The 13,412-nt window shown below is 67.8% G+C and carries 8 protein-coding genes; 5 read left to right on the top strand and 3 right to left on the bottom strand.

Annotated elements, in window-relative coordinates; translation table 11 throughout:
• Window positions 1-15: 15 nt before the first annotated feature.
• The 4 genes from IEZ24_RS18165 to IEZ24_RS18180 are packed head-to-tail and all read left to right on the top strand — an operon-like array spanning window position 16 to window position 4,289.
• Window positions 16-912, top strand: coding sequence for a hypothetical protein (locus tag IEZ24_RS18165; RefSeq protein WP_129456281.1), 897 nt, complete (start codon window positions 16-18; stop codon window positions 910-912).
• The gene (locus IEZ24_RS18170) at window positions 906-1,187 is read left to right on the top strand and encodes a hypothetical protein (protein WP_129456280.1); all 282 of its coding nucleotides are present in this window, start codon (window positions 906-908) and stop codon (window positions 1,185-1,187) included. Before IEZ24_RS18165 ends, IEZ24_RS18170 begins: the two co-directional genes overlap by 7 nt.
• 34 nt (window positions 1,188-1,221) lie before the next feature.
• Window positions 1,222-2,295 carry a PGN_0703 family putative restriction endonuclease gene (locus tag IEZ24_RS18175; RefSeq protein ID WP_129456279.1) on the top strand — a complete coding sequence of 358 codons (1,074 nt, stop codon included), beginning with the start codon at window positions 1,222-1,224 and terminating at the stop codon, window positions 2,293-2,295.
• Window positions 2,292-4,289 (top strand): sigma factor-like helix-turn-helix DNA-binding protein, encoded by a 1,998-nt coding sequence (locus IEZ24_RS18180; protein ID WP_129456278.1) that lies wholly within the window; start codon window positions 2,292-2,294, stop codon window positions 4,287-4,289. The genes IEZ24_RS18175 and IEZ24_RS18180 overlap by 4 nt, the downstream gene beginning before the upstream one ends.
• Before the next feature lie 47 nt (window positions 4,290-4,336).
• On the opposite strand, the gene IEZ24_RS18185 is transcribed toward IEZ24_RS18180, so the two are convergent.
• The 3 genes from IEZ24_RS18185 to IEZ24_RS18195 are packed head-to-tail and all read right to left on the bottom strand — an operon-like array spanning window position 4,337 to window position 10,088.
• Window positions 4,337-5,860, bottom strand: coding sequence for a hypothetical protein (locus IEZ24_RS18185; protein ID WP_129456277.1), 1,524 nt, complete (start codon window positions 5,858-5,860; stop codon window positions 4,337-4,339).
• 35 nt (window positions 5,861-5,895) lie between these two features.
• Window positions 5,896-7,401, bottom strand: a complete 1,506-nt coding sequence (locus IEZ24_RS18190) for a DEAD/DEAH box helicase family protein (RefSeq protein ID WP_129456276.1) — start codon at window positions 7,399-7,401, stop codon at window positions 5,896-5,898.
• Window positions 7,398-10,088, bottom strand: a complete 2,691-nt coding sequence (locus IEZ24_RS18195) for a hypothetical protein (protein WP_129456275.1) — start codon at window positions 10,086-10,088, stop codon at window positions 7,398-7,400. Before IEZ24_RS18195 ends, IEZ24_RS18190 begins: the two co-directional genes overlap by 4 nt.
• Before the next feature lie 104 nt (window positions 10,089-10,192).
• Here IEZ24_RS18195 and IEZ24_RS21820 point away from each other — a divergent pair, with 104 nt between their 5' ends.
• Window positions 10,193-13,030: a restriction endonuclease gene (locus tag IEZ24_RS21820; protein ID WP_207206889.1), complete on the top strand. Its 2,838-nt coding sequence runs from the start codon at window positions 10,193-10,195 to the stop codon at window positions 13,028-13,030.
• Window positions 13,031-13,412: the final 382 nt, after the last annotated feature.

Consider the following 13,412-nt stretch of genomic DNA (forward strand, 5'->3'; position numbering starts at 1 on the left):
CCGTACGCTCGCCGGATGAGCCGGGCCACCACCAAGGACGTGAAGTCGCTCCGCCATGCCGCCATGCGCGACGCCGATCATCTTCGGGATCAGGTACGGCCCGGCCTGCCCCGGCTCCCGCAGCGGAGCCGGCAGACGCGCCGGGCCACCTGGTACGGCGACGACAGCACGCTGCTCGCAGTCGTCGGGGCACAGGAAGGCAACCACACGGACCGACTGCTCGCTCACGGTCTGCACCTCGCAGAAGGTCGCGAGCTCGCCTTGGTGCTACCTGCAGCGTTTGCCTACCCAACGCAGTTCCGGCGCCCGTGGCTCACCGCCGAGATCACCCTCTGGACACACGAGAAGGGCAAGATCACCCTTCCGACGCCCCTGAGCAAGGCCGAGACGCTGGAAAGCGTCAAGGGTCCGGAGACCGCCCGCGCGTATACCCTCGGCCCGCGGGCGAGTGACTGGGTGCGAATCCTTGTCGAGTGGGCAACCCAGCACCGCGAGCTGGTCGAGGCGCACACGAGTTCTCTGCGGGGTTGGTCCTACAACGGCCAGCGAGTCCTGACGATCAGGGGCAAACGCCGAGTGGTGATCCACGCTGGCATCAACGCCAAGACGGAGCCCGCAACGGCCTATCGCGTCGACTCCCAACTCGATCCCCGCCAGTTCAAGGAAAAATCGTCCAGCACGTCGAACGCGGCATCCGAAATGCTCACGCCAAGGCGTACGGCAGGTTCGAGGAGCACCACCTGCAGGTCGCGCTCCGTCGATCCCCCGGGACGCTGCTCCTCGAGCATCCCGTCCTCCGGGAGGTCCCTGCTTGGCGGCCTCGAGGGCGAGGGTTCATCGATCTCGTCGGGATGGATGGCGCTGGCGACGTTGTCCTGGTCGAGACGAAGCTGGGCTCGGACGAGATGTTGATCCTGCAGGGCCTCGACTACTGGATCTGGGCCTCCAAGGACGAGAACCGAGCATGGCTGAGGGACCGGCTCTATGCCGATGCGTCTGCCAGCACGCATCTCTTGTACGCCGTCGCTGGGAAGCAAGGGTCACCACCGCAGCTCGGCGAGTACGAGAAGAGCCACTTGAAGCACATCGACCCCGCCGTCCCGTGGCGCGTCGCGCTGCTGAGCGATTGGGACAGACCCGATGCCGCCAACGTCAAGATGCTCGGTCCCCACCAGGTACCGGAGTAGACGATCTTTCGGAGGTACCTCCCATGGTCTGACCGTGAACAAGGTCCAGACCTCTCCGGGCACCTACGTCAACGAGCAGAACCGTCAAGCCGTTGCGTGGAAGCACCGCAGCCCAGTGCTCCCCGCTGATGCGCGGCGTCCGGGGTACTACCGCGGTGACCGCGGGCCCTACCCCGTCTGCCTGCCCGGGGAGCACGCGTCGTACAACCTCCTGCCCGAGGTCCGTGATGCCGCGATCGCTCTCTTCCACGAGCTCGACATCCCATGGCACGACGGGGTCGACAGTGGGCCTAGCAACCACCTGCGAGACTCGCAGGTGCAGTGCGTCAACGCGCTGTTCGCGATGGTCGCTGACGCCGGACGCATCAAGCTCGCCTTCGGCGGCGCTGTCGACATCGCCGAGGTCCTCCCGATCGAGGAGGGTCGGTTCCTCACGTTCGAGTACATCGGGCCGACGGACTACTTCGGCGAGGGCTTCCGAGGGGGCCGGGAGGTGGGGCGGCGACGGGGGACCCACTGCACCAGCGTCGACGCCGCGTTCCTCTACAAGACCTCGGCTGGCGTTGTCGAACTGGCACTGGTCGAGTGGAAGTTCACGGAGTGCTATCTGGATGCGAAGAACAGGGCAGAAGCATCCGACGCTGTGCGGATCGCACAGTACGCCGCTGACCTTGACGCCACGGACAGCCCGATCGACCTCAGCGTCCTTCCTATGGAGCTGCTGCTCGACGAGCCCTTCTACCAGCTCACTCGCCAGCAGCTGCTGGCCAACCGTCTGGAACAGGACCGCATCCTTGGTGCCGACGTCGTGAGAGTCCTCCACGTCCTGTCTCCCGAGAACACGGGCTACCAGGACTCGCTGGTCAGGGCCGAGCACCGCGCTGCTGGAGCCACCGTCGATGAGGTGTGGTCGGAGCTCCTGCGGACTCCTGACCGCTTCGTCCACATCGACCCGGCCGTGTTCCTCGACCCTGTGGTCACCAGCGCCGAGTACGTCGACCGTTACGGCCCGGCCGTGGCAAGACTCTCGCCGCCCGATGCAAACGCCGGCGCACGGCCCACGCCTCGTCTAGCGTCGGGTGCACTATTCGGGAAGGGCACAGCATGACGAAGGCATTCGATGAAACCTCGTGGTCCCCGTGGACGACGGGCGGAGAGGTGGAGCAGTTCACGCCCACGCTCGCGAGCCGCTTCGCTGCGTTGACTCCTTTCGGGTCCCTGCCGTTGCGCCATCGCCTGCTCGGCCCCTACTTCGGATCACACGAGGGCATGTTGGTGCTGACGTGGTTGACCCGCGGTGGTTGCACGGACCTTGCCAGCGTTCTCTCGCTCACCGAGGACGCCATCCTGAACTGGCACCAGATCGGGCACGGCAAGCTTCAGCGCATCCTTCAGCTCTTGTCGGAGATTGCAGCTGACGCAGCATCGCTGGGGCACCTGCTGATCGGCGCCCACGACGCGCTTGCGCATCAGTCAGACCCCGGCAGCGTCCAACTGGTTGACGATCTCGACGTCCTGGCTCAGTGGGGCGACTTCGCGGCTCGAGCGGACACGTGGGGTGCTGTCGAGACCACCCTCGACCGCCCCATGCTTCCGGCTGACGTCGCGGCCTCCGCCGAGCGCGTTAGAGCCCTCCCGACGGGCCTGGCCGCCCAGCAGGATCCCGGCGACGTACTGCTCGAGTGGATCGACGCGCTCGACGATCGCGATCGCCACATCTTCGAGAGCCGGCTTGTCCGAGTGAAGCCCGAGACCCTTGACTCGATCGGCCAGGCCTACGACGTGACCCGTGAGCGGGTCCGCCAGCTCGAGGTCAAGCTGACCAAGCGAGCTCGCTCGCTCTATGAACAAGACCCTGCGTGGAGGCACGTGCGGTGGGCCGGCTTCCTGCTCGAGGAGGAGCTCGGCGCCTACGCCCCGCGCAGCGTCGTGGACACACGAGCGGCTGACGGCGAGCAACGGTTCGATCGCTGGTTGCTGCTCTGGTTTGCGGGCATCTCGGTCACCGACACCTCGTTCCGGCGACTGGGGTGGACAGCGCCAGGTATCGACGAGGTGCCCTTCCGCGAAGACTCATGGGTCGTGGACCGCGCCGCGCTTGATGCCGATCTCCTCGCTCGAGGGGTGCGAGAGGACTTCCTGGACTTCGCCATCGACTCGATCAAGGGCCTGTCCCGGGTGGATGACTCGGTCGTCCGATGGGGCACAAGCGTGAGTGACCGGGCCTGCGCCCTGCTGGCTGTCCACGGCCAACCGATGGAGGTCTCTGAACTGCACGACGTGCTCGGAGGAAGCGAGCGGAGCCTGCGCGGACGACTCTTCGACGACCCACGTGTGACCCGCGTGTCACGCCACAGCGTAGGCCTCAGCACGTGGGGCGGTGAGGCCTACGATGGCGTGGTCAACGCGATGATGCGTCGTCTTGAGGAGCACGGCGAGGTGGTGCTAACCGACCTGGCGGCCGAGCTCGCGAGTCAGTTCGGTGTCTCCGCCAACTCGGTGACGATGTATTCCGCCGCGCCTGTCTTCCGCACCGTCGCCGGCAAGATCCGGCTGCGAGAGTCGCCTGAGTCCTTCGTCCCACGAGCTGAACCGCACCGCGTGCAGGGCCTCTTTCAGCCGTCGGCCCACGTCCTGCGATGGAACGTGACCGTCGACAAGGATCTGAAGCGTGGCAGCGGTCGAGCTCTCCCGACGGAGGTCGGGACGTTTTTCGGCGTGACCCCGGGGGTTCACATCACCGTCCACGGGCCGGTGAAGGACATCCCCATCGGGTGGGCAGAGACAAGTCACACTGGTCCGAGCATCGGCTCACTGAAGGCGTACGCCGACGAGCTGGGCGCGCAGATCGGCGACGTGCTCCAGCTTCGGTTCGACCGCCGCGACCGATCCATGCAGGCCATCGTGCGGGAGCCCTCGCCCGTCGACACCATCCCCTCGGCCAGGCTCGCCTGGCTGACCGGGATGTCCGAGACCGTTACGAACGACGTCGCGGCGCTCGCTGCAGCAGTCCACGTCCCGGTCTCCGAGCTGGAGCCGACACTGCGCGGACGCGGCGACGAGGCGGTGGCGGACGCGGTGGTGGAGCTCCTCGAGGGATGAACCGGCGGCGCGATGTTCCAAGGCGGTCCGGAAGGCGTGACGCAGTTCTATCGAGGCAGGTGGAGCCGGTAAGTGATCCCGGCCTTGTCCAAGGCCCCCGTTAGTTCCGCGTCGACGTCCAGACCGGTTGGTCCAGCAAAGAAGTGCCACTCGATCGTGTACCCGCGCCTCACCAGGTACGCGTCCTTGTCGACCTGGCCGCTGACCGTGGCATTGAAGGGCTGGGTGCCGAGCTTTGCCACGTGCAGGATGGAGGTGCCAGGCGTGGCTCCTTCGTCGCATCGCGTGCACGCGGAGAAGTACCGGCCTCCACGGAACTGGGCCGGCAGTTGGTCCACGTACACCGCCTTGGCCGCCGCGTCGCCTTCCACTGAAACCTCGGCGCGCAGTGCCTCCTCCGCAGCCTCGAGGGACAACACGAAGCCGTCGTCGTCGGCGAACGCGGCGGAGATGCCCGCGATGACCTGATCGCCGTGCCGATCCAGGTTCGAGGCCACCGTCGCGAGGAGGGCACCACGCTTAGCGAGCTTGACGATCTGCCCGTCGCTCAGCTTGTGGTCCACCAGGGTCTCGATGCTCGCCTTGTCGGTGGCTCCGAGCAGCGCCATCTGGGCGTCTTGGGGCATCTTGTCCCACGTCGCGATGGACTTGACGACCGTCCGAACCAACGCGGGCTTCGCACGTGCGAAGTTGCTGACGACCTTCACAGCCTTCGCGGTGTCGCCCACGTAAGGAACGAGTCCCATGCCGGAGGCGCCCGCATCTCCCCACCTGCCATGAACGGCATTGGCGACGATGTCGCGTGAATCCGCGAGGGTTCCGGTGATCCAGCCCGCATACGGCACGGTGCTGCTTGCGCCTCCGCTCACGGCTCCGAGTAGTTGGGGCACGCTGTCGATCTCCCTGAACTCGCCGTACCACGCACCTTCGGCGAACTCGTCCGACCATCTCCCCTCATCCCGCGGCTCATCCGCAAGCACGGGCGAGAGCTCTTCGTCGGCGTCGTCGCCATCCTTTCGGCCGTCTCCGTCGGTGTCGGCGGCGTTGGGATCCGAGCCCCACTCGCGTTCAGCGACGTCGGCCAGTCCATCGCGGTCGGAGTCCCCGCGGAACGGGTTGCTCCCCTCGCTGAGCTCCACGGGGTCCGGCAGCCCGTCTTCATCACTGTCGGAGGCGGTGGGGTCGGCGAGCGCGGCGAACGTGCGCGGGCTGCACGACCAGAACGAGTCGGCCACCGACTTCGTCAGGCCGCCGGCCCGACTCGGCGGCACCTCCTCGCCGTCCGGAACACCGTCGGAGTCGGTTTCGACGTCTCTGGGATCGGTGACGACCACCGCTCCTCCTGCCCCCAGCCGGAGTCCCGCACGTTCCTGGCAGTCGGTGATGCCGTCACCGTCGCTGTCCCGTGAGACCCAGACCCCTCGGACAGCTGCCAGCCCGATGACCAGCGCGGCGGTGAACGCAGTGATGCGCCACCAACGGCGCCGTCTGACCCTGCGTCGCAGCTCCTCTCGTCGAGCCACAAGCGCCGCAATCTCGGGGTCGTCGTGCAGGGGGCCGTCGTTGCGCACGCGTCTGCCCGAGCGACCAGCACCACGTCCTGCCATCAGACCGAGCCGTGGTCGGACAGGTCGAGGCGACCGCGCGTGAACGACCCGAGGATTCGCTGGTGGGTCTGCCGCGGGAGAGCACGCGTGCCCGGCTCCCCGAAGGGCGTGCCAGGACGCGCGGGAGCGTCCGCGAGCAGCTCGTCGAGCCCTGCACGGGCGACCATGAAGAGTCCGTGGGTCGCCCGCGTGCAGGTGACCGCCAGGCGCCCGAACGCCGAGTTGAAGTCGTCGAGCTTGGTCGCCCCCGACAGCGGGTGGATGGCCACGGTGATGCGGTTGGTCTGCCCCTGCCACGAGTCGACGGTGGACGCCTGGATCACGCCCTCGGGCAGCCCAAGTTCCTCGGTCAGGCGCTCGACCATCTCGGTGGCGTCGTCGACGGCCTGGTTGCGCGTCGCCAGGATGACCACCATGGGGTCTCCCTCGGGGGCCTTGGAGGAGACGGAGTGGCTCGTGCCGGGTGCCCCGAAGTTGTCGTACGACACCTCCGTGCACGTGAAGCCGCCAGCCAGCAGCGGTCGCAGCAGGTCCTCCACCGCGCTGAGCAGTGGCCTGTCGATGTCCGGAGCCTCCGGGTCCTCTAGTCCGGAGATCTCCAGCAGCGCCGGCCGTCCCGTGGCGACCGCCTCCCACACGTCGGCGGCGGCCCCGTCCATCCCCGGCAGCTCGACGGAGCGGTCACCGGGGGCCGCGACGCAGTTGAGCTGGTCCCAGTCGTTGTAGAACGCGCGCCACAGCGGGAGCTGCTCGCCGGTGGGCCGCCACACTGCCGGCAGCTCGATCACGACGGAGGTGTCGTCGTTCTCGTACGCCGTCGGCCAGGCGCGGTACGGGTTGTAACCGGGGTCACCTCGCCAAGGGTTCTCATTGGGGTCGATGGGCGGCAGCTGGCCCACGTCGCCAACGCCCACAGCGACGGGGGCGAGAGCCTCGATGCGGGCGAAGAGGTAGAGAGGCAGCTCCCACGCCTCGTCGACGAAGAGCACGTCGAAGGCCTTCTCCCCGTTGGCGCCGGCGCCGAGATGGTCGTTGAGGCGCCGCAGCTCTCCCCAGACCCCGAACTTGTGCGACACCCCCAGCACCACCCGAGCCGAAGCGGGGATCTCGGACGACTTGCAGGCGATGGTGACCGCGTCGAGCACGGCTTGCGGCAGGTCGGCGACACGCTTCTCGGACACGAAGAGGCAGACCGTGTCCTTGCCGAGCTCCTCGCCGAGCTTTCGCGCCAGAGGAACGATCTGCTTGTTCTTGAAGGCGGCCACGGCCACCCGCAGGCAGTTGTCGTTGGCGATGGCCTCCTTGACCATCCGGACCAACGCGTAGGACTTTCCCGCGCCGGCAGCGGCGCGGAGCAGCACCTTCTGCGTGTCGGACACCCCGTCCAGCCGGCGCATGAGCGCCTGGATCGCGTCCGCCGCCGCCTGGATGTTGCCCGCAGCGGCGGCAGTGTGGTGCTCGGCGCCGTCGGCACTCGTCTGCGGCGCGAGGAAGTCGACGGTCACTGGTCCTCTCCCAGGTCGTCGCTCGAGATCCAGTCCGGGGGCACGACGAAGTCGTCGACCTCCACGTCCGGGTCATCCTCGCGCTGGATGTCGAAGCGCTCCTCGTCGATGATCGGCGGCCACACTTCCGGGTTCAGCTGACCCTTCGCCCGTCGCTCGGCGATGTCGTCGGACCACTCGGCCTCCGCGGCGGCGTGGGGGCGGCAGCACCACGCGTGGGCCTGCGGATCCTGCGCGTAGGAGTCGGCTGTGCAGTCCGACTTCGGGGCCGCGAGGCCGTCGACGACGGGACGCTTCACTGCGAACTCGTGGCCCGACCTGTAGGTCGCACCCAGCCACTCCGCCTCGGCCAAGACCACCCGGTCACCCACCGCCAAGGGAGCCGGCACCCCGGGTGACCAGAGCAGGCCGGCCGCGTCCCCGTCATCCTCGAGCCTGCCAACGGACGCGCCGCCGAACTTGAAGCTGCCCTTCTGGATCGTGAGGCTGACAGCAGCGCCCTCGATGACTGCCTCGCCCGCGCGGTGGAGCAGGACCGTCTTCGTGCCGTCGATGAAGCGTCGCGACTCCACCGCCAATCGCACCGGGCTGGTCGACACGACGGACGCCAAAGTGAGGTGTCGTACGCCGGCGTCGGCCGCGCGGTCGGCCGCCCAGTCGCTGTCGAGCAGCGTCCTGAGCTGCTCGTCGCAGGACCGATCGGCGTCGATCATGTCGACCTGGGCGTTGCGCCAGTAGCGATAGGTGCGCGAGAACCGCACGAGGTCGGAGGCCTGAAGTGCGAGCCTGCGACACCACACGTCCTGGGCGGCCCCCTCGAGAGCGCGGTAGGCCGGACGCAGCCGCGAGTCCGGCCTGCCGCCCAGGACGGCGATCGCGCGGAGCAGGATGTCGATGCGGTACTCGAGCTCGCTCGTGACGAGGTCGTGGTAGCGGACGGCGTCCCCACGCGTCGGCCGCCCGGCCCGGTGGACCTCGTCGGAGGTGTCGCGAGCCATCCGTGCGCCGGCGGTGCGCTCGCTCTCGGCGATGGAGTCGGACACCGCTCGGTGGTCGAGCCCGTCCTCGGGAGCCTCGGCCCACGTGACGAGGTAGTCGAGACGTCCCGCATCGACTGCGGGGCCTCCCGGGACGAGGTGCTCGGCCAAGACGGTGCGCAGGACGACGATGGGCTGCCGCAGGTGGAAGGCTCGGGCCCGGTCCTCCTCGAGCAGGAAGCTGACCGCGAGCCGTGCCGTGTCCGAGAGCGGATCCGGCATGGTCGCCTCCTCGCCGTCGAAGGTGAGGATCGGTCGTCCCTCGTCTAAGTCCCGCTGCCACCGCAGCCGGCTGAGCTCGACCCCTGCCAGCGAGTCGGCCATGGTGACCAGCACGTCGGCGGTCGGGCCGTCCGGCACCACGAGGTGCACGGGTCCTTCCCCGGACTCCATGACCGCGGCGATCTCGGCCCCCAGGAGGTGCATGACGTCGTGACGGGTCGCCGTCGCGTTGGTGCGCTCGAAGACCTCGTGACGCCACGGTTGCTCGTCGTGCGCGGTGACTCGTTGCACGGCGATCCCGTGCACACCCAGGGCAGCCGAGTCCGACTTCACGAGCACGACGTTGATCGTGCCGGGCTCGCCTGCAGCGTCCGTCCGGCGACGCCCGGCCCACTGTGGCTTGCCCGTGGTGGTCGCGGTCAGCCGGGCGACCTCCGTGGTCGGCAGCAGGCCCGGCTCACCGGTCGCGGCGAGGTGCAGCAGCGCCGGATGCAGTCCGCGGTCCATGCCGAGCTCGAGCAGCAGCGCCTCGGTCGTGTCCTGTCGACGGAGCTCATCGCGACAGTAGGTGAACAGGTTGCAGCTCGCACAAGAAGTGGGGTCGTAGGTCGCCTCGAGGTGGGCGACGTAGGCGGGAAGCTCGTCGGTCTCGATGGGGTCGTCGTCGACCTCCGCGAGCGCAGCGAGACGCTCCTCCGCCCGCGTCCGGACCTCACGCCGGTGGTCGGCCAGGTCCTCGACGACCGCTTCCGGCCGGAGGTAGACGTTGCGCGGCACCGCGAGCGCGCCGTACCGGTGGACCTCCATGCCGTCCGGCAGCTGGCTCCATGCGGCCGCCGACTCCGCGCCCAGCGCGACCTGCAGGAAGCCCTTGAGCATCCGGCCGTCGTCGATGCGGGCGCGGACGCGTTCGTAGTCCTTGGCGTCCCCCATGATCAGCCACGAGCCGACCGTGACGTCACCTTCCTTGCGAGGCGCCACGATCGCGAAGTCGGGCTTGATCGAGGTGGCACTGTCGGCGTCCTCGAGGCTGAGGAACGGGATGGCGAGCTTGGTGAGCATGGTCGCCTCGTCGGCATACGCCGCCTTGAGGTGCGCCTGGGCGAGCTGAGTGACCGTCTCGGTGGCACTGTCGGCACACGAGCGCTTGCGGACGCCCTCAGGCCGGTCGAGCCCGAGCCGGCCGATGGCGCGGGTGATGAGCTCGGAGACGAAGGTGTCGGAGTCGACGGCGGACTCGAAGGCCATGGCCCTGACCCAGCGCGCCTCGGGGATGCGACCACCCGTGTCCGGGAAGCCCAACGACCGCGCGAGCCCCCTGCGCGTGACGTTGGTGAGGAGCGGATCCGTACGACGGAACCGCTCGCACTGCGCGTGCGAGGACGCCGCGACGGCACCACTGCCGCCTCCTGAGATGAGCGCTGCCACTGTCGACCCCCTGTCCGACTCGACCCTAGGACGACCCTCCGAAACAAGAGGTCGTTTCCTCGGGATCGGGTGAAGTTCTCGGAGGGGTGCGATAGGAACGTGTCATGGGGTCGACGATCTATGAAGTCCTGGACGAGCTGCGCGCGTCCGCCATCTCCGAGACCGACAAGGGCACCAAGTTCGAGCGGTTGATGAAGGCCTACCTCCGGGTCGACCCGGTCTTCGCCGACCAGTTCTCAGACGTGTGGCTGTGGAACGAGTACCCCGGCAACGGCGGCAAGCACGACACCGGCATCGACCTCGTCGCCCAGGACCGGGTGACCGGGGAGAAAGTCGCGATCCAGTGCAAGTTCTTCGCGCCGACCACCACGGTGGCCAAGCCGATGATCGACTCCTTCCTCTCGGCCTCGGGCAAGTTCGTCTCGACTTCGGGGGAGGCGGAGTTCAAGGAGCGGATCGTCGTCTCCACCACGGAGAAGTGGGGAAGCAACGCCGAGGACGCGATCCGCAACCAGCTGATCCCGGTGCGGCGGATCGGACTGAGTGAGCTGGAGCACTCGCGGGTCGACTGGTCGCAGTTCTCCCTCGAGACCCCCGAGGTCCTGCCGATGCACGGCAGGAAGACGCCGCGGCCTCATCAGCGGGTGGCGATCGACAAGGTGACGGCCGGCTTCGGTGAGTCAGACCGAGGCAAGCTGATCATGGCCTGCGGCACCGGCAAGACCTTCACCTCTCTGCGGCTGGCCGAGGAGAACGTCGGCGCCGGTGGCCTGGTGCTCTTCCTGGTGCCGTCGATCTCGCTGCTCTCCCAGACGGTGCGCGAATGGGTGGGTGAAGCCGAGCTGCCGATCCGACCCCTCGCGGTCTGCTCGGACGCGAAGTCGACCAAGCGGTCCGCCAACACCGACGAGGACATCTCGGTCACCGACCTGGCGCTGCCGGCGACCACGGACGTGGCCGTGCTGAAGCAGCGCCTCGCCGATGCCGCGGCCGATCGCGACGCGATGACCGTCGTCTTCGCGACCTACCAGTCCATCGACGTCGTGGCCCAGGCGACCAAGGACGGTCGCCGCTTCGACCTGATCGTGTCCGACGAGGCGCACCGCACCACTGGTACGACGCTCGCCGGGGAGGACGAGTCGGCGTTCGTCCGCGTCCACAACGACGCCTACCTCCCGGCCGCCAAGCGGCTCTACATGACCGCCACCCCGCGGATCTACGACGACAACTCGCGCGCCAAGGCGGGCCAGGCCAACGCGGTCCTGGCGTCCATGGACGACGAGGAGCTCTACGGCCCCGAGTTCCACCGGCTCGGCTTCGGGGAGGCTGTCGAGGCCGACCTGCTCACCGACTACAAGGTGCTCGTGCTGACAGTCGATGAGGAGTCGGTGGCCCGCACGTTCCAGCAGCAGCTCTCCGACGCCGACAACGAGCTCGACCTGGACGACGTCGCTAAGATCGTCGGCTGCTGGAACGGTCTCGCCAAGCGCGGCAAGGCCGAGCACGACTTCGAGCCGGACACCGATCCGATGCGTCGTGCCGTCGCGTTCGCCGGCAACATCAAGTCGTCCAAGCGGATCGAGGAGATGTTCACCGAGGTCACCCGCTACTACGTCGACCAGGCCAACCTCGAGGACGCGAGCGGCAAGTCCCCGCTGAGCTGCACCGTCCAGCACGTCGACGGCACCTTCAACGCGCTCGAGCGCAACCGCAAGATCGACTGGCTCCAGGAGGAGCCCAAGGAGGACCACTGCCGGATCCTCACCAACGCGCGGTGCCTCTCCGAGGGAGTGGACGTGCCGGCCCTCGACGCGGTGATGTTCCTGTCGCCGCGCAAGTCCGTCGTCGACATCGTCCAGTCGGTCGGCCGCGTGATGAGGAAGGCGCCCGGCAAGAAGTTCGGCTACATCATCCTTCCCGTCGGCGTCCCCTCCGGCATGTCGCCGGAGGAGGCGCTGCGCGACAACAAGCGGTACGCCGCGGTGTGGGAGGTCCTCCAAGCACTCCGCGCCCACGACGAGCGCTTCGACGCGATGGTCAACCGGATCGACCTCACCTCCAAGCGCGACGAGAAGATCAACGTGATCGGCGTCGGCGGCAGCGACTGGGGAGACTCGGTGCAGGGCGCCCTCAGCCTCGCCTTCGGCGACCTCGACGCCTGGCGCGACGCGATCTACTCCAAGATCGTCGCCAAGGTTGGCACCCGTCGATACTGGCAGGACTGGGCCAAGTCGGTCGCCGACATCGCCACCCGCCAGACGACCCGCATCAACGCCCTGCTGTCCGATCCCGACACCGACGTCGCCAAGGAGTTCGAGGTCTTCCTCGGCGGTCTGCGCGGCAACCTCAACGAGGGCATCAGCCGCACCGACGCCGTCGACATGCTCGCGCAGCACCTGATCACCCGGCCGGTCTTCAACGCACTCTTCGCCGGCTCGCAGTTCCTCGAGCACAACCCGGTCGCCAAGGCGATGGACCGGATGCTCGCCGCCCTCGACGAGCACAACGTCGACGACGAGAACCGGACGCTGGAGAAGTTCTACGAGTCGGTCCGGATGCGCGTCGAAGGGATCGACAACGCCGAGGGCCGGCAGCGGATCATCTCGAGCTCTACGACACCTTCTTCGCCACCGCCTTCAAGAAGACCGTCGACAAGCTCGGCATCGTCTACACCCCCGTCGAGATCGTCGACTTCATCCTCCAGTCCGCCGACGACGTGCTCCGTCAGGAGTTCGGCCAGGGCCTCACCGACGAGGGCGTGCACATCCTCGACGGCTTCACAGGAACCGGCACCTTCATGGTCAGGCTGCTCCAGTCCGGGCTCATCAAGCCGGAGGACCTCGCCCGCAAGTACGCCAACGAGCTGCACGCCAATGAGATCCTGCTGCTGGCCTACTACATCGCCGCGGTCAACATCGAGACCACCTACTACGACGTCATGACATCCATCGCCGCTCCTGGCGAGGGCAAGCGCGCGGCCGCGCCTGGGCATGAGTACGTCGAGTTCCCGGGGCTCATCCTCACCGACACGTTCCAGTCGTGGGAGGACGACGACCGGCAGGACCTCGACGTGTTCCCGGAGAACAACGAGCGTCTGGAGCGGCTCAAGAAGTTGCCGATCACGGTGATCGTTGGGAACCCGCCCTACTCGTCAGGGCAGGACAGTGCGAACGACAACAACGCGAACGAGAGGTACCCGGGCCTGGATGACGCTATCCGGATCACATACGCCGAGCGTTCGACCGCACAGCTGAAGAACAAGCTCTACGACTCCTATATCCGTGCCATCAAGTGGGCGACGCTGCGGATCAAGGACCGCGGCGT

Origin of the sequence: Nocardioides ganghwensis, assembly GCF_014779655.1 — a bacterium.
GTDB lineage: Bacteria > Actinomycetota > Actinomycetes > Propionibacteriales > Nocardioidaceae > Nocardioides > Nocardioides ganghwensis.